This window comes from Sphingomonas sp. (assembly GCF_017745215.1).
Lineage (GTDB): Bacteria > Pseudomonadota > Alphaproteobacteria > Sphingomonadales > Sphingomonadaceae > Sphingomonas.
Map to the genome: position 1 here is coordinate 106,689 of NZ_JAGHZV010000002.1, position 16,867 is coordinate 123,555.

Consider the following 16,867-nt stretch of genomic DNA (forward strand, 5'->3'; position numbering starts at 1 on the left):
CGGCAGTTTCGGACGGTTCGATCGGGTGAGGTTGTTGTTCCATGATTTCCGGCCGAACGCGCGGAGGGCACGGAATATCCCATCAGAACGCCTGCGTTGCGCGCAGCTTCGGCGGCGCCGCGAGCAACCAGCTTTGCCTGAGCCGCCCGGCGACATGCTCCCAATCGGGCGCACGGGGGGCGAGATTGATCGACACCCAGTCGGCGCGGAAATAGGCGGGGCGGCTGTAGAGCTGGGGATCGGCCTCGATCAGCATCGTCCGCGTTTCGGCGTCGCCGACCTTCACGACGATCACGGTGCGGTCGTCGCCGTGATGGTCGTCGCGGAACTGGGCGAACATCTTGCCGCCGGCGAAGAAGGTCGCCTGGCCGTGGCTCGGGCGCTCCTCGGTCTCGGGAAGCGCGAGCGCGATCTCACGGATCTTCGCGAGGAACGCGGCGGAGTCGGGGCTCATCGGCATAGCCACTCCGAGAGGACCTGCGGATAGAGGCGATGCTCGGCCTCCAGCACGCGTTCGGCAAGCGATTCGGGCGTATCGCCCGCGAGGATCGGCACTTCGGCCTGGCCCAGCACCTCGCCCCCGTCGAGCTCTTCGGTGACGACATGCACCGAGCAGCCCGCGACGGCATCGCCCGCGTCGATCGCGCGGGCATGGGTATCGAGCCCCTTGTACTTGGGGAGCAGCGAGGGGTGGATGTTGACCACCTTGCCCCGCCAGCGCGCGACGAACTCGTCCGAGAGCAGCCGCATGTACCCCGCGAGCGCGATCGCCTCGGCCTCTGCCTCGCGCAGCGCCGCGTCGATCCTTGCCTCATACTCCGCCTTGGGCATGCCCTTGGGCGATTGCGCGAAGGTGGCGACGCCTTGCTCCTTCGCCCAGGCGAGTCCCGGCGCTTCCGGCTTGTCGGTCGCGACGAGCACCACGTCATAGCCAGCGTCCGCCGCGCGCGACGCCTCGACCAGCGACATCATGTTCGAGCCGCGGCCCGAGATCAGGATTCCGAGCTTGCTACGCGTCATGCGTCGCCGACCAGCTCGCACGCGCGCTCCACGTTTCGTCCCCGCCCGAGACGGTGCAGCCGCGCTTGCCCTCACGGACCTCGCCGATGCGATGGACGGTCTCGCCGGCGGCCTCGAGCGCCGCGGTGACTGCAGTCACCTTTTCGGGCGCGACGATCGCCGCCATGCCGATCCCGCAGTTGAAGGTCCGCGCCATCTCCTCGGGCTCGATATTGCCCTGCGCCTGGAGGAACGCCATCAGCCGCGGCTGTTCCCAGGCATCGGCGTCGACGAAGGCGTGGCAATTCGGCCCCAGCACGCGCGGGATATTCTCGAGCAGCCCGCCGCCGGTGATGTGGGCAAGTCCGTGGATGGCGCCAGCCTGCACCAGCGGCAGCAACGGCTTCACATAGATGCGCGTCGGCGCCATCAGCGCGTCGATCAGCAGCACCTCGGCGTCGAACAGGGCGGGGCGGTCGAGCTTCCAGCCCTTGTCCGAGGCGAGGCGGCGAACGAGCGAGAAGCCGTTCGAATGCACCCCCGACGAGGCGAGGCCGAGGATCACGTCGCCCGGCGCGACCTGGCTGCCGTCGAGCAGCCGCTCGCGCTCGACCGCGCCGACGCAGAAGCCGGCGAGGTCATAGTCGCCCTCGGCGTACATCCCCGGCATCTCCGCGGTCTCGCCGCCGATCAGCGCGCAGCCGGCCTGGCGGCAGCCCTCGGCGATCCCGGCGATCACGCGCTCGGCGACGGCGTTGTCGAGCCTGGCGGTGGCGTAATAGTCGAGGAAGAACAGCGGCTCGGCGCCCTGGACGATGAGGTCGTTGGCGCACATCGCGACGAGGTCGATGCCGACGCCGTCGTGGCGGCCGCTCTCGATCGCGAGCTTGAGCTTGGTGCCGACGCCGTCGTTGGCAGCGATCAGCAGCGGATCGCTGTAGCCGCACGCCTTGAGGTCGAACACGCCGCCGAAGCCGCCGAGGTCGGCGTCGGCGCCCTTGCGCCGCGTCGAGCGCGCGAGCGGGCCGATCGCGCGGACCAGCGCATTGCCCGCGGCGATCGAGACGCCGGCCCGGGCGTAGGTGTAGCTTTCGGGAGTTTCTGGGTCGCTCATGGCGCGCGCTTAGCGGCAAGCGGCGGGCTCGTCACCCCGGCGCTGTCAACGCGGTGTTTACAGGGGCATCTCCCCACGCCAAAAGCGCGGCCATGGGGTTGGCGCGCAAATCGCTCATCATCGGCCTGGCGGCCGCGCTCGCACTCGCCGGCAGCGGAGCGTCGCTGCTCGCGCAGGGCGGCAAGGGCGGCGCGCCCGCCGCGAGCAACGGCCCCGCGATCGACGGCAACAGCTTCGAAGTCTCGGGCGTCGAAGTCGACGTGCGCGGCAACAATGCCGACGCCGCGCGCCAGGGCGGCTGGCGGCTCGCGCAGCGCAAGGGCTGGGAGAAGCTGTCGCGCCAGCTCACCGGCCATGTCGCGCAGATCTCCGATTCGACGCTCGATTCGCTCGTCTCGGGCATCGTCGTCGAGCAGGAGCAGCTCGGCCCGACGCGCTACATCGCCCGCCTCGGCGTGCTGTTCGACCGAGGCCGCGCCGCGCCGATCCTCGGCGTCTCGGGACAGGTGGTGCGCTCGCCCTCGATGCTGATCCTGCCGATCCTGTGGTCGGGCGGCACCGGCACAGCGTTCGAGCACAACACGGCCTGGCGCGAAGCCTGGAAGCGATTCCGCCTCGGCAGCAGCACGATCGACTATGTCCGCCTCGGCGGCACCGGCCCCGATGCGCTGCTGCTCAACGCCGCGCAGAGCACGCGGCGCGGACGGGGCTGGTGGCGCGCGATCCTCCACCAATATGGCGCGAGCGACGTGCTGATGGCCGAGGTGCAGCTGCGCCGCGACTATCCCGGCGGCCCGATCGTCGGCACGTTCATCGCCAGCCATGGCCCGGACAAGCAGAGGATCGGCCAGTTCTCGCTCCGCGTCGACAGCGCCGACGGGCTCGATTCGCTGCTCGATACCGGGGTCAAGCGGATCAATTCGCTGTTCGAGGCCGCACTGAGCCAGGGCGTGCTCAAGCCCGACCCGCTGCTCGCCTATCGCGCGTCGACGGTCGCGACCGAAGAGACCCCGACCGACGAGCAGGGCGAAGCGACCCCCACGCCCGAAGCCAGCGCGAGCAGCGCCGCGACGGCGACCTACACCGTGCAGGTCGAGACCCCGAACAACGCCGCGTTCGATGCGTCCGAAGCCGCGCTGCGCGGCATCCCCGGCGTGCGTTCCTCGGCCACGACCAGCGTCGCGCTTGGCGGCATCTCGGTGATGCGCGTGAGCTACGACGGGCCGATCGGCTCGCTCCGCTCGGCGCTTGAGGCGCGCGGCTGGAGCGTTCAGGAAGGCGCCGGCGTGCTCCGCATCCGGCGGCCCGGCGGCGGGAACGGCGGCGGCGGACAATCGCCCGCGCCTGCGGGCGGCGGCAACGGCGGCGGATGATCCAGCTTCCCCTGCCGCTCGTTGTTCCCGAGACGAGCGAGACGGAGTTTCTCGTCAGCGACTCGAATGTCCGCGCGGTCCAGCATCTCGAACGCTGGGCGACCTGGCCGGTGATGGCCGGGCTGCTCGTCGGCCCGCGCAAGTCCGGCCGCAGCCTGCTCGCGCGGATCTTCTCGGCGAAGACCGGCGGGACGATGGTCGACGATGCCGAGCTGGCGAGCGAGGCCGAGATCTTCCACGCCTGGAACCGTGCGCAAGCCGAGCACAAGCCGATCCTGATCGTCGCCGATGCCGCGCCGCCCGCCTGGACGGTCAAGCTCCCCGACCTGCGCTCGCGGCTCGCGGCGACGCCGGTGCTGACGCTCGAGGCGCCCGACGATGCGCTGATCCGCATGCTGCTCGCGCGCCTCTTCGAACGCCGCTTGCTCGTCGCGCCGCCCAACCTCATCGAGTGGCTTGCGGCGCGGATCGAACGCAGCCATCTCGCGCTCGTCCGAGTCGTGGATGCGATCGAAGCGGACGCCCTGGAGCGGCGCGCGCCGAGCTTGTCGATCAGGCCGGCGCGGGCCACATTGGTCAAGGCGGGCCTGCTGCCCGATTCCGAGAGCGAGGCATGACGACTCGACCCGCGAATGCGCAAGCCGACAACGACCCGTTCGCCGCCGACCCGGCGACCGAGCGCTATTTCAACCGCGAGCTCTCGTGGCTCGCCTTCAACCGCCGCGTGCTCGAGGAAGCGTGCAATCGCGCGCACCCGCTGCTCGAGCGGCTGCGCTTCCTGTCGATCTCGGGGTCGAACTTCGACGAGTTCTTCATGGTCCGCGTCGCGGGCCTCAAGGGGCAGGAGCTCCAGCAGATCGATACGCGCTCGGCCGACGGGCTCACGCCCGGCCAGCAGCTCGAGGCGATCACCGAAGAGGCGGGCGATCTTGCCGACAGCCAGCAACAGGTGTGGACCGACATCCGCACCGATCTGGCCGACGCGGGAATCGAGGTGCTCGACAGCGGCGCGATCGGCGGCAAGACCGAGGAATGGCTCGAGGAGCATTTCCGCGACCAGATCTTCCCGATCCTGACGCCGCAGGCGCTCGACCCGGCGCATCCCTTCCCGTTCATCCCCAACCAGGGGGCGAGCGTGATCTTCGATCTCGTCCGCCGGTCTGACAAGACGCCGATCCGCGAGCTGGTGCTGCTCCCGACGACGATGCCGCGCTTCGTCCGCCTGCCGGGCAAGGTCGCGCGCTATGTCGCGGTCGAGACGCTGCTCAAGCATTTCTCCTACCTGCTCTTCCCCGGCTATGACGTGCTCGGCTCGGCCGCCTTCCGCGTGCTGCGCGACAGCGACATCGAGATCGAGGAAGAGGCCGAGGACCTGGTGATGACCTTCCGCAGCGCGATCAAGCGCCGGCGGCGAGGCCGAGTGATCCGCCTCGAGATGGAGGAGGGGATCGACCCGGCGATCGAGGACGTGTTGCTCGAGGAGCTGGGCGGCAGCGAAGCGGTGCTCACCGAGACCGGCGGCTTCATCGGCATCGGCGACCTCGCCAAGCTGGTCGACGAGGACCGGCCCGACCTCAAGTTCCCGCCCTTCGCCGCGCGCTTCCCCGAGCGGATCCGCGAATATGGCGGCGATTGCTTCGCGGCGATCCGCGCCAAGGACATCGTCGTCCACCACCCCTATGAGAGCTTCGACGTCGTCCTCGCCTTCCTCGGCCAGGCCGCGGCGGACCCCGATGTGGTGGCGATCAAGCAGACGCTTTACCGCGCCGGCAAGCAGCCCGCGGTCATCAACGCGCTGATCCAGGCCGCCGAAGCGGGCAAGTCGGTCACCGCCGTGGTCGAGCTGAAGGCCCGCTTCGACGAGGAGCAGAACCTTTACTGGGCAACCGCCCTGGAGCGCGCCGGGGTGCAGGTCGTCTACGGCTTCATCGACTGGAAGACCCACGCCAAGGTCTCGATGGTCGTGCGGCGCGAGGGCGGGCAGTTCCGCACCTATTGCCACTTCGGCACGGGCAACTACCACCCGATCACCGCGCGCATCTACACCGATCTGAGCTTCTTCACGGCGGATCAGAAGATCGGCCGCGATGCCGCTCAGATCTTCAACTATGTCACCGGCTATGTGGAACCCGAGAAGCTCGAGCTGCTGGCCATCTCGCCGCGCGACCTTCGCAACCGGCTGATGGCGCTGATCGACGACGAGATCGAGCATGCCCGCGCCGGCAGGCCCGCGATGCTCTGGGCGAAGATGAACTCGCTCGTCGATCCCGGCGTGATCGAGAAGCTCTACGAAGCGAGCAGTGCCGGCGTCGAGATCGAGCTGGTGATCCGCGGCATCTGCTGCCTGCGCCCCGGGATCGAGGGATTGTCCGAGCGGATCAAGGTCAAGTCGATCGTCGGCCGCTTCCTTGAGCACAGCCGCATCTGGTGCTTCGGCAACGGCCGCGAGCTGCCCAACGACGGCGCCAAGCTGTTCATCTCCTCGGCCGACTGGATGCCGCGCAACTTCGATCGCCGCGTCGAGTTCATGCTGCCGATCCGCAACAAGACCGTGCACGACCAGGTGCTCGACCAGGTGATGGTGGCCAATCTGATCGACAATGAGCAGAGCTGGGAGCTCCGGCCCGACGGCCGCTATGTCCGCACCGAGCCGGGCGATTCGCCGCCGTTCAACCTCCACCGCTATTTCATGACCAACCCGTCGCTCTCGGGGCGCGGCGCGGCGCTGCATGCCAGCCGCGAAGTGCCCAAGCTGTCGTTCAAGCGGAAGAAGAAAAAGAAGAAGGCGGCGCTCGAGGCCGAGCCGGAGACGCTTCGCCAGGAAGAAACAGCGATCGAGTAACGGGTCATGTCCACGCTCCTCTTCCGCAAGCCGCGCCACGAAGCCGCCGCCGTCTCGCAGCGCGTCGCGATCATCGACATCGGCTCCAACTCGGTCCGCCTCGTCGTCTACCAGGGCGCGGCGCGGCTGCCGGCGATCCTGCTCAACGAGAAGGTGATGGCCGGGCTCGGCCGCTCGCTGGGTGAGACGGGCGCGATCGACGCGGCGAGCATGAAGGCCGCGGTTCTGGCGCTGGCGCGCTTCGCAGGGCTGGCGCGCGAGCTCGGGGTCGACGACCTGCGCGTGGTGGCCACCGCGGCGGTGCGCGAGGCCTCGAACGGCAGCGAGCTGCTCGCCGCGGCGCGCAAGCTGGGGCTCGAAGTCGAACTGCTCTCGGGCGTCGAGGAAGCGACCGCGGCAGGGATGGGAGTGCTCTCGGCGATCCCCGATGCCGACGGGATCGTCGGCGACCTGGGCGGCGGCAGCCTCGAGCTGGTCCGCGTCGTCGCGGGCACGGTGACCGACCGCGTCTCCTTCCCGCTCGGCGTGCTGCGCATCGCCAAGATCCGCGCCAAGGGCACGCATGCGCTCGATCGCGCGGTGGCGAAGCTGATGGGCGAGGCCGGCTGGGAAGGGCGTGGCGAGGGGCTGCCCTTCTACATGGTCGGCGGCTCGTGGCGCAGCCTCGCGCGGCTCGACATGCATTTCACCGGCTATCCGCTGCCGGTGGTCCACCAATATTCGATGACGCGCGAGCGCGTCGGGCGGCTCGTGCGCACGCTCGGCGGCACCGACAAGGCCAAGCTGCGCACGATCCCGCGGCTCTCCAAGGACCGGCTGCCGACGATGAGCGACGCAGCGGCGCTGCTCGCCAGCGTGCTGCGCCACCTCGGCAGCGAGGAAACCGTCGTCTCGGCCTATGGCCTGCGCGAGGGACTGCTCTTCTCGCGGCTGAGCCCGGCGCAGCGCCGCGAGGACCCGCTGATCGCCGCGGCGCGCGAGGAGGGACAGGCGCTCGGCCGCTTCCCCGAGCATGGCGACCTGCTCAACGACTGGGTCGCGCCGCTGTTCGCCGACGAGCCGCCCGAACTCGAGCGGCTGCGCCACGCCGCCTGCCTGCTCGCCGACGTCGGCTGGCGCGCCAACCCCGATTTCCGCGCGGAACGCGGGATCGAGACCGCGCTGCACGGCAATTGGGTGGCGATCGACGCCGCCGGGCGCGCGCTGCTCGCCCAGGCGCTGTTCACCGCTTTGGGTGGCGGCAGCGAAGCTTCGGTGCCGCTCGGCGAACTGGCCAACGCCGAGTCGCTCGATCGCGCGCGGCGCTGGGGGATGGCGATCCGGCTGGCGCAGCGGCTGAGCGGCGGCGTTGCCGGTCCGCTCAAGCGCTCGACGGTGCGCGTGGAGGGGAAGGCGCTGCTGCTCTGCCTCGATGCCGCGGACACGGCGCTCTACGGCGAATCGGTCGAGCGGCGGCACAAGGTGCTCGCCGAAGCCTTCGGGCTGGAAGCGCGGCTGGCCTGATGCTCCCCTAAATCGTCATCTCCGCGAAAGCCGGGACCCAGGGTTGCAGAAGACGCGCTCGTGGCCCCGGGTCCCGGCTTTCGCCGGGATGACGGTAATATGGTCGTGAAACGATCGACTCAGCCGCAGTTGATCGACAGGATCTTGCCGTCGCCGTCGACGCGGACGTTCACCCGGTCCTCGCGGAAGTCCATCGTCACCATCTGGCCTGGGTGGATCACGCGAGCGTTGCGCGAGCCGCTCTGGCGGACGATCGAATCGACCAGCCCGTGCGTCGAGATGTTCGCGCCGACATGGGCCTGCACGCCCGTCGCATCGCACTTGCCCGGGGGCAGCGGTGCCGGCGCAGCCTCGGGCGGCGCCGGCGGAATGCAGCCGGTCAGCGCGAACAGGGACAGGGCAGGCAGCAGCAGTCGGATCATGACGGCACCTCGGTTCGGGTCATCTTGAGCTTTCCACCGCGCACGGTGAACCCAAGCTGACCCTCGACCAGCGCCAGCGCGTCGCGCCCGAACTGCTCGTAGCGCCACCCGTCGAGGATCGGCAGCCCCTCGCGCTGCCCCGCCGCCAGCGCCTCGAGCTCATCCGAGCGCGCGAGCAGCCGCGCCGCGACGTTGATCTCCTTGGCGCGGATCTTGAGCAGCAGCTTCAGCAGGTCCGCGACCAGCGCACCGTCCTTGCCCAGCGCGGGCTTGCGCTCGTCGCGCGAGGGCATCTCGTCGTGGCTCAGCGGCTTGGCTTCGGCGAGCGCGGCCATCATCCGCCCGCCGATGTCGTTCCCGGCCCAGGCCGCCGACAGCCCGCGCACGCGGCCGAGGTCGGCCTGCTTCTTCGGCGGGTTGGAGGCGAGATCGGCGAGCGTCTCGTCCTTGACGATGCGGCCGCGCGGCAGGTCCTTGCCCTGCGCCTCGAGCTCGCGCCAGCGGCCGAGCGCCTTCAGCCGGCCGAGCACATCGGCCTTGCGTGTCGCCACGCGCACGCGCTGCCACGCCTCGTCGGGGTCGTTGTGGTAGTTCTTCGGGTCGGCGATCCGCTCCATCTCCTCGTCGAGCCACACGCCGCGGCCGGTCTTGCGGAGCTTCTCGAGCATGCGCGGGAAGATCTTCGAGAGGTGGGTGACGTCGGCGATCGCATAGTCGATCTGGCGCTTGTCGAGTGGCCGCCGTCCCCAGTCGGTGAAGCGCGCGCCCTTGTCGACCTGGATGCCGAGGTAGCTGTCGACGAGGTTCGAATAGCCGATCTGCTCGCCTTGCCCCAGCGCCATCGCCGCGATCTGGGTGTCGAACAGCGGGTGCGGCGTCTTGCCGGTAAGGTTGTAGACGATCTCGATGTCCTGGCCGCCGGCGTGGAAGACCTTGAGCACCTCCTCATTGTCGACCAGCAGGTCGAGCAGGGGTTGCAGGTCGATGCCGGGCGCCTTGGGATCGATCGCCGCCGCCTCCTCGTCGTCGGCGATCTGGATCAGGCAGAGCTCTGGCCAGTAGCTGTTCTCCCGCATGAATTCCGTGTCGACGACGACATAGGGTTTCTGGGAGAGGCGGGCGCAGAGGTTGGCGAGGGCAGCGCTGTCTTCGATCAGTCCGTGAATATGCATCGCGGCGCCATAGACGTGTCTTCGGGTTGACAAAAGAGTGCGTGACGGGGATGCGCTCGCGCCTGTTTCATAATCGACACCCAACGCCCGTGGCCCCGGAGCGATCCCGGGCCAATATGGGCGTCATTCGGAAGAAGAGACGATGCATCCCTATCGCACGCACACCTGCGGAGACCTGCGCGCCAGCCACGTCGGCGAGGAGGTCCGCCTCTCGGGCTGGGTGCACCGCAAGCGCGACCACGGCGACCTCGTCTTCATCGACCTGCGCGACCATTATGGCATCACCCAGATCGTCACCGAAGTCGACGGCCCCGCCTTCGCGGTGATCGAATCGCTCCGCAGCGAATCGGTCGTCACCATGACCGGCAAGGTCGTCGCCCGCGCGGCCGAGGCGGTGAACCCGAACCTCCCGACCGGCGAAGTCGAGATCCGCGTGACTTCGGCCATGGTCCAGTCGTCGGCGGCAGAGCTGCCGCTGCCGGTGTTCGGCGATGCCGAATATCCCGAGGAGATCCGGCTGAAGTACCGTTTCCTCGACCTGCGCCGCGAGCGGCTGCACAAGAATATTCTCCTCCGCAGCCACGTCATCGCGTCGCTGCGCCGGCGGATGATCGACCAGGGCTTCACCGAGTTCCAGACGCCGATCCTCACCGCGTCGAGCCCCGAAGGCGCGCGCGACTATCTGGTGCCCAGCCGCGTCCATCCGGGCAAGTTCTACGCGCTCCCGCAGGCGCCGCAGATGTTCAAGCAGCTGCTGATGGTCGCCGGGTTCGACCGCTATTTCCAGATCGCCCCCTGCTTCCGCGACGAGGACGCCCGCGCCGACCGCTCGCCGGGTGAGTTCTACCAGCTCGACTTCGAGATGAGCTACGTGACGCAGGACGACGTGTTCGCCGCGATCGAGCCGGTGCTCCACGGCGTGTTCGAGGAATTCGCCGACTGGGAGGGCAAGGGCCGCTCGGTCTCGCCGCTACCCTTCACGCGCATCCCCTATCGCGAGTCGATGCTCAAGTACGGTAACGACAAGCCCGACCTGCGCAACCCGCTGCTCATCACCGACGTCTCCGACTTCTTCAAGGGCTCGGGCTTCGGCCGCTTCGCCTCGATCGTCGAGGGCGGCGACGTCGTCCGCGCGATCCCTGCGCCGAACACGCACGAGAAGAGCCGCAAGTTCTTCGACGACATGAACAGCTGGGCGCAGACCGAGGGCTTCCCCGGCCTCGGCTATGCGACGCAGAAGGACGGCGTGTTCGGCGGCCCGATCGCCAACAACCATGGCCAGGACGGCATGAAGGCGATCGCGGAGGCGATGGGCCTCGGCCCCAACGACGGCATCTTCTTCGCCGCGGGCAAGGAAGCGGTCGCCGCCAAGCTCGCCGGCCTGGCGCGAACCCGCGCGGCCGAGCAGCTCGACCTGATCGACAGGAAGCGCTTCGAATTCTGCTGGATCGTCGACTTCCCGATGTTCGAGGAAGACGAGGAGACCGGCAAGATCGACTTCAGCCACAACCCCTTCAGCATGCCGCAGGGGGAGCTGGAGGCGCTCGAGACCAGGCACCCGCTCGATATCCTCGCCTATCAGTACGACATCGTCTGCAACGGCGTGGAGCTGAGCTCGGGCGCGGTGCGGAACCATCGGCCCGACATCATGTACAAGGCGTTCGAGATCGCCGGCTACAGCCAGGAGATGGTCGACACCAATTTCGCGGGCATGATCAACGCGTTCAAGTTCGGGGCGCCGCCGCACGGCGGCTCGGCGCCGGGTGTCGACCGCATCGTGATGCTGCTGGCGGACGAGCCCAACATCCGCGAAGTGATCGTCTTCCCGATGACGCAGAAGGCCGAGGACCTGATGATGCAGGCGCCGAGCCTCGTCACCGAGAAGCAGCTCAAGGAGCTCCACATCCGCCTGGCGCCGCAAGTCGCGGCCGACCTGGCGAAGAAGGAGACCGCGGCCGTGGTGGACCCGGCGGCGGGTTGATCCCATCTCAACCGTCATCCCGGCGAAAGCCGGGACCCAGGGCCACGAGCGACGTCCTGTGCGACCCTGGGCCCCGGCTTTCGCCGGGGTGACGATCATGGGCAAGGCAGGAGTGGCCATGTTGGACCAGACGAACGCGCAAGCCCGCGCCCGGGCGGAAGCGACGATCGGGCTCGCCGACCTGTTCACCATCGGCATCGGCCCATCGAGCTCGCACACCGTCGGGCCGATGCGCGCCGCGCACGCCTTCGCCGAGCAGGCGCTCGACCGGGGCACGCCCACTTCCGTCTCCTGCGAGCTGTTCGGCTCGCTCGCGCTCACCGGGCGCGGCCACGCCACCGACACCGCAGTGATGCTCGGCCTCGCCGGCCACTGCGTCGAGCGCGTCGACCCCGATGCGGTCGCGACGATCGTCGCCACGATCCGCGCCGAGCAGAAGCTCTCGCTCGGAGGCCATGTCCCGGTGCCCTTCGTCGAGGGCCGCCACCTCGTCTTCCGCGAGGACAGGTTCCTGCCCTCGCACCCCAACGGCATGCGCTTCGTCGCGCATTATGCCGAGGGCGAGCCCTGGGAGACCTTCTATTATTCGATCGGCGGCGGCGCGGTGGTGCAGGGGAGCTGCGAGCCGCCGCAGTCGAACGTCAAGCTGCCCTTGCCCTTCGCCTCGGGCGCCGAGCTGCTCGCGGTCGCCGAGGCGCAGGGCGTGTCGATCGCCGACATCGTCCGCGCCAACGAAGCCGCGTGGCGCGACGATGCCGAGACCGACGCTTTCCTCGACACGCTGCGCGCGGCGATGTTCGCCTGCATCGACCGCGGCTGCCGCGGCGAGGGCGAGTTGCCCGGCGGGCTCAAGGTAAAGCGCCGGGCGCGCGACCTCCACAACCGGCTGCTCGCGAGGGGCCCGCGCACCGATCCGTCGCTGGTGTTCGACTGGGTGAGCCTCTGGGCGCTCGCGGTGAACGAGGAGAATGCCGCCGGCGGGCGCGTCGTCACCGCGCCGACCAACGGCGCGGCGGGGGTGATCCCCGCGGTGCTGCGCTATTACGAAGCGTTCTGCGCCAGCCCGACGCCCGCTGGCTCGCGCACCTTCCTGCTCACCGCCGCGGCGATCGGCTTCCTCTACAAGAAGCGCGCCTCGATCTCGGCGGCCGAGATGGGCTGCCAGGGCGAAGTCGGCGTGGCCTGCTCGATGGCGGCGGCCGGACTCGCGGCGGCGCTCGGCGCCACCAACGCCCAGATCGAGAATGCCGCCGAGATCGGCATGGAGCACAATCTCGGGCTCACCTGCGATCCGATCGGCGGGCTCGTCCAGATTCCCTGCATCGAGCGCAACACCATGGGCGCGATCAAGGCGATCAACGCCGCCTATCTCGCGATGCACGGCGACGGCAGCCACATCGTCAGCCTCGACGCGGTGATCGAGACGATGCGCCAGACCGGCGAGGACATGCGGTCCAAGTACAAGGAGACCGCGCAGGGCGGGCTGGCGGTCAACGTCGTCGCCTGTTGACGGATCGCGCGTCCGGGCCGAACCTCGGCGCCATGAGCATCGATCTTTCGGACTATGAAGCCGGCAAGCCCCTGAAGGGCGATTACGACAAGAAGCTCGCCAAGCTGCAGAAGCGGCTGAGCCACATCCATGTCGCGCACATCGTCCACAAGCGCCGCGCGGTGGTGTTGTTCGAGGGCTGGGACGGCGCGGGCAAGGGCGGGATCATCAAGCGGCTCACCGCCGAATGGGACCCGCGCTATTTCGAGGTCTGGCCGATCGCCGCCCCCACCGACGAGGAGAAGGCGCATCACTTCCTCTGGCGCTTCTGGCGCCGGTTGCCGCCGGTGCACAACATCTCGGTGTTCGACCGCAGCTGGTACGGCCGCGTGCTCGTCGAGCGCGTCGAAGGCTATGCCAGCAAGGACGAGTGGAAGCGCGGCTATGACGAGATCAACGCCTTCGAGGAGCAGCAGGCGGATAGCGGCACGACGCTGGTGAAGGTGTTCGTCCATGTGACGCAGGACACGCAGGACAAGCGCCTGCGCGACCGGCTTCAGCATCCGTGGAAGCGCTGGAAGACCGGGCTCGACGATTATCGCAACCGGGCGCGGCGCGCGGATTACCTCGACGCGATGCACGAGATGTTCGAGCGCACCGACACCAAGCGCGCGCCCTGGATCGTGATCGACGGCAACGACAAGAAGGCCGCGCGCATCGCCGCGCTCGAGGCGATCGCCGACCGGCTGGAGGAGCATGTCCCGATGACGCCGCCGCCGCTCGATCCCGAAGTGGTGAAGGTCGCTCGCAAGGCGCTGGGGCTGAAGGATTGAACGGTCCGCATTTGAGCGATTCATCCCAAAGCGGCACGCTAACCTGCATTAAAGGTTAGCAATATGTGAAGGCGCGGGCCAATCATGCCGCGCACGAATCGTCTTTGGGGGGAATTCCATGAAGAAGTTTGTCGGCCTGCTGACCGCCACCGCCGCGCTCGCCATCGCCGCGCCGGCGCAGGCGACCACGCTGCTGTTCACCTTCACCGGGTCGATCACCGGCTCGTTCGAACTCGATTCGAACCCGACGCCGTTCAACGTCACCTTCGGCAGCTTCGACGTGAACGTCAGCAATTCGCCCTACAGCTTCGCGCGTTTCTGGACGTCGCTCTATGGCGGCGGCGTATCGCTCTACGTCGGTCCTACCCCGGTCGCCGATCCCTATGGCGCAGTGCTCTTCGGCGGATCGACGAGCGCACCGACCTTCGCGCCGGGCGGCCCGATCTTCCTCCAGGGCGGCAGCCAGGTCACCATCACCAACGCGCCCGCCCCGGCGGTGCCCGAGCCCGCGACCTGGGCGATGATGATCGGCGGCTTCGCGCTGGCCGGCGGCGCGATGCGCGTCCGCTCGCGCAAGGTGAGCTTCAAGCTCGCCGCCTGAGGCCCGCGGTTTCGAGGGGCCGGCGTCCGCACCTTGGCGGGCGCCGGCCTTTTCGCGTCAGGCCGGTGCGAACTCGCCGTCGTCGCCCAGCACATGGAGCACCCCGTCGGCGATCGCGAAATAGGCGCCGTGGAGCTTGAGCGTGCCCGCCGCTTCGCGCTCCGGGATACAGGGGAAGGTGCGCAGGTTGGCGAGCGACACCCGCACCGTCTCGAGCTCGAGCGCGCGGATGGCTTCCTCGCCTGTGCCATGCTCGGCGACGATGCGGTCGCGCGCCTCGTCGAGCATGTCGACCCAATGCGCGATGAACCCGCCGGCACCCGGCGGCGCATGCTCGAAGCGGCGCGACAGCGCGGCATGGACGCCGCCGCACGCGCCGTGCCCCATCACCACGATCTCGGGCACTTCGAGCTGCGTCACCGCGAATTCGAGCGCCGCCGAGACGCCGTGGCGGCCGCCGCCGAGCTCGAAGGGCGGTACCAGGTTGGCGACGTTGCGCACCACGAAGATCTCGCCGGGCGTGGTGTCGAAGATCTGCGCGGGATCGACGCGGCTGTCCGAGCAGGCGATCACCATCACCCTGGGGTTCTGGCCCTCGCTGAGCTCGGCCCAGCGGTCGCGGTGACGGCGGTATTCGCTGGTGCGGAAGCGCTGGTAGCCGTCGAGCAGGTCGGCGAAATCGGTCATGCCTCCCACTAGGAGGCCGGACGGGCGAGGGCAATCCCGGCACGGATGAGTCCGATGCGGAATCAACGTGAAACAGATGAAACGGCGACCTTGGGTTGATCCGCGGCCAAGGGGGCATAGGCTTCGAGGTTACTGGATGCTGCAAATCAAATCGATATCGCTCAAGTAACGGGGGGAAGAAATGAAATCGCTTCGAAAGACGACGCGTGGCGCTCTTTGCGCTCTGGCTCTGGCGGCTGCCTTCCATGCAGCGCCCGCCAGCGCGACCACCGCGATCGAGCTGGCCACGCCGGGCGCATTCTTCTCGGCGCCGCTGATGCTGGGCTTCAGCTTCACCGTGGCAAAGCCGCTGCTGATCACCGCGCTCGGCGTGTTCGACGACGGCGACGATGGTCTTTACGGCGAGGCTGCGATCGGCCTGTGGAACGCGCACAACAGCGATCAACTGCTCTATCAGCATATTGCGGCGGGCGCCGGCACGCTGGACAACCATTTCCGCTACAGGAGCATCCAGCCCTACCTGATGACGCCCGGACGGATCTACGTGATCGCTTCCTATTCGCTCGAGGCTGGGACGTCGTTCAACAACGGGCAGGGCGGCATCGGCACGATCGATCCGCTGATCAACTTCATCCAGGACCAGTACAACAACAGCGGAAGGGCGGAATATCCCTACCAGACGGACCACCTTCCGGGCCCCTGGCTGGGCGCGAACTTCAAGTTCATCGCACTGGCGGTGCCCGAGCCGGCGACCTGGGTGATGCTGATCGGCGGCTTCGCGATGGTCGGCGGCACGCTGCGCAGCCGGCGCCGCGGGCAGGGCTTGCTCGCTACAGCCTGACCGATTGCGAGAAATGCATCCGGCGGGGCTGGCGCGTCCGGCCCCGCCGCTCTATTTGCCCAGCATGAACGAGCTTTCCCCGGTCCGCCCGGAACGCCAGCGCAAGCCCGACTGGATCCGCGTCAAGGCGCCGACCTCCGCCGGCTTCGCCGAAACGCGCCAGCTGATGCGCCGCCTCAACCTCGCCACCGTCTGCGAGGAAGCGGCGTGCCCCAACATCGGCGAGTGCTGGACCAAGAAGCACGCGACGGTGATGATCCTGGGCGACGTCTGCACGCGCGCCTGCGCCTTCTGCAACGTCAAGACCGGCATGCCGCGCAAGGTCGATCCGCTTGAGCCCGAGCATGTCGCCACCGCCGCGGCCGAGATGGGGCTCGAGCATATCGTCATCACCTCGGTGGACCGTGACGATCTGCCCGACGGCGGCGCCTCGCAGTTCGTCAAGGTGATCGAGGCGCTCCGGCGGAACACGCCGAGCACGACGATCGAGATCCTCACGCCCGACTTCCGCAACAAGCACGAGGCGGCGGTCGAAGCGATCGTCGCGGCGCGGCCCGACGTCTACAACCATAATCTCGAGACCGTCCCGAGGCTCTACCCGACGATCCGCCCGGGCGCGCGCTATTATGCCTCGCTGCGGCTGCTCGAGACGGTGAAGAAGCTCGATCCGACGATCTTCACCAAGTCGGGCATCATGCTCGGGCTCGGCGAGGAGCGGCTCGAGGTCCACCAGGTGATGGACGACATGCGCTCGGCCGACATCGATTTCCTGACCATGGGCCAATATCTCCAGCCGACCCCCAAGCACGCCAAGGTCGCCGAGTTCGTCACGCCGCAGGCGTTCCAGGCCTATGGCGCGATCGCGCGGGCCAAGGGCTTCCTGCTCGTCGCATCCTCGCCGCTCACCCGCTCGAGCTACCATGCGGGCGACGACTTCGCGAAGATGAAGGCTGCGCGCGAGGCGAAGCTGGCGAAGGCGACGGCTTAATGTTGCTGGGATGATGGAATAG

Annotated in this window: 16 protein-coding genes; 10 read left to right on the plus strand and 6 right to left on the minus strand. The window is 68.5% G+C overall.

The window, feature by feature from the left end; genetic code table 11:
* Positions 1 to 82 precede the first annotated feature (82 nt).
* Genes J7495_RS03075 through purM form a run of 3 tightly spaced genes read right to left on the minus strand, consistent with a single transcriptional unit; the run spans position 83 to position 2,113 of the window.
* Positions 83 to 454, minus strand: coding sequence for an MmcQ/YjbR family DNA-binding protein (locus J7495_RS03075; protein WP_294054608.1), 372 nt, complete (start codon positions 452 to 454; stop codon positions 83 to 85).
* Complete coding sequence (gene purN, locus J7495_RS03080) at positions 451 to 1,020, minus strand: phosphoribosylglycinamide formyltransferase (RefSeq protein ID WP_294054609.1); 570 nt, start codon at positions 1,018 to 1,020, stop codon at positions 451 to 453. The genes J7495_RS03075 and purN overlap by 4 nt, the downstream gene beginning before the upstream one ends.
* The gene (gene purM / locus J7495_RS03085; protein ID WP_294054610.1) at positions 1,010 to 2,113 is read right to left on the minus strand and encodes a phosphoribosylformylglycinamidine cyclo-ligase; all 1,104 of its coding nucleotides are present in this window, start codon (positions 2,111 to 2,113) and stop codon (positions 1,010 to 1,012) included. Before purM ends, purN begins: the two co-directional genes overlap by 11 nt.
* A gap of 92 nt (positions 2,114 to 2,205) precedes the next feature.
* Between purM and J7495_RS03090 the strand changes: the two genes are divergently transcribed.
* From J7495_RS03090 to J7495_RS03105, 4 genes are read left to right on the plus strand one after another with little or no spacing between them, the layout of a single operon-like run.
* Positions 2,206 to 3,486 carry a heavy-metal-associated domain-containing protein gene (locus J7495_RS03090; protein WP_294054611.1) on the plus strand — a complete coding sequence of 427 codons (1,281 nt, stop codon included), beginning with the start codon at positions 2,206 to 2,208 and terminating at the stop codon, positions 3,484 to 3,486.
* Positions 3,483 to 4,103 carry a chromosomal replication initiator DnaA gene (locus tag J7495_RS03095; RefSeq protein WP_294054612.1) on the plus strand — a complete coding sequence of 207 codons (621 nt, stop codon included), beginning with the start codon at positions 3,483 to 3,485 and terminating at the stop codon, positions 4,101 to 4,103. The genes J7495_RS03090 and J7495_RS03095 overlap by 4 nt, the downstream gene beginning before the upstream one ends.
* Positions 4,100 to 6,328 (plus strand): RNA degradosome polyphosphate kinase, encoded by a 2,229-nt coding sequence (locus J7495_RS03100; RefSeq protein WP_294054613.1) that lies wholly within the window; start codon positions 4,100 to 4,102, stop codon positions 6,326 to 6,328. Before J7495_RS03095 ends, J7495_RS03100 begins: the two co-directional genes overlap by 4 nt.
* A 6-nt stretch (positions 6,329 to 6,334) precedes the next feature.
* Positions 6,335 to 7,831, plus strand: a complete 1,497-nt coding sequence (locus J7495_RS03105; protein ID WP_294054614.1) for a Ppx/GppA family phosphatase — start codon at positions 6,335 to 6,337, stop codon at positions 7,829 to 7,831.
* Between the two features lie 119 nt (positions 7,832 to 7,950).
* Here J7495_RS03105 and J7495_RS03110 read toward each other — a convergent pair whose 3' ends face one another.
* Both J7495_RS03110 and rnd read right to left on the minus strand, forming a co-directional pair.
* Positions 7,951 to 8,253: an I78 family peptidase inhibitor gene (locus J7495_RS03110; RefSeq protein WP_294054615.1), complete on the minus strand. Its 303-nt coding sequence runs from the start codon at positions 8,251 to 8,253 to the stop codon at positions 7,951 to 7,953.
* Complete coding sequence (gene rnd, locus J7495_RS03115; protein ID WP_294054616.1) at positions 8,250 to 9,425, minus strand: ribonuclease D; 1,176 nt, start codon at positions 9,423 to 9,425, stop codon at positions 8,250 to 8,252. The genes J7495_RS03110 and rnd overlap by 4 nt, the downstream gene beginning before the upstream one ends.
* Before the next feature lie 142 nt (positions 9,426 to 9,567).
* Between rnd and aspS the strand changes: the two genes are divergently transcribed.
* The 4 genes from aspS to J7495_RS03135 all read left to right on the plus strand — a co-directional run bounded on the left by aspS (position 9,568) and on the right by J7495_RS03135 (position 14,329).
* On the plus strand, positions 9,568 to 11,406 hold the full coding sequence (aspS, locus tag J7495_RS03120; protein WP_294054617.1) for an aspartate--tRNA ligase: 1,839 nt from the start codon (positions 9,568 to 9,570) through the stop codon (positions 11,404 to 11,406).
* A gap of 118 nt (positions 11,407 to 11,524) precedes the next feature.
* Positions 11,525 to 12,916, plus strand: coding sequence for an L-serine ammonia-lyase (locus tag J7495_RS03125; RefSeq protein ID WP_294054618.1), 1,392 nt, complete (start codon positions 11,525 to 11,527; stop codon positions 12,914 to 12,916).
* A gap of 32 nt (positions 12,917 to 12,948) precedes the next feature.
* Entirely contained in the window at positions 12,949 to 13,728 is a 780-nt protein-coding gene (locus J7495_RS03130) for a polyphosphate kinase (RefSeq protein WP_294054619.1), read from the plus strand.
* Between the two features lie 118 nt (positions 13,729 to 13,846).
* Positions 13,847 to 14,329, plus strand: a complete 483-nt coding sequence (locus tag J7495_RS03135; protein WP_294054620.1) for a PEPxxWA-CTERM sorting domain-containing protein — start codon at positions 13,847 to 13,849, stop codon at positions 14,327 to 14,329.
* Between the two features lie 57 nt (positions 14,330 to 14,386).
* Here the strand turns inward: J7495_RS03135 and J7495_RS03140 are convergent, their stop codons facing one another.
* A complete protein-coding gene (locus J7495_RS03140) occupies positions 14,387 to 15,016 on the minus strand; it encodes a carbonic anhydrase (RefSeq protein WP_294054621.1) in 630 nt (209 codons plus the stop codon).
* A 181-nt stretch (positions 15,017 to 15,197) separates the two neighbouring features.
* Here J7495_RS03140 and J7495_RS03145 point away from each other — a divergent pair, with 181 nt between their 5' ends.
* Positions 15,198 to 15,857 (plus strand): PEPxxWA-CTERM sorting domain-containing protein, encoded by a 660-nt coding sequence (locus J7495_RS03145; RefSeq protein ID WP_294054622.1) that lies wholly within the window; start codon positions 15,198 to 15,200, stop codon positions 15,855 to 15,857.
* Between the two features lie 64 nt (positions 15,858 to 15,921).
* Positions 15,922 to 16,845 carry a lipoyl synthase gene (gene lipA, locus J7495_RS03150; RefSeq protein WP_294054623.1) on the plus strand — a complete coding sequence of 308 codons (924 nt, stop codon included), beginning with the start codon at positions 15,922 to 15,924 and terminating at the stop codon, positions 16,843 to 16,845.
* Positions 16,846 to 16,867 lie beyond the last annotated feature (22 nt).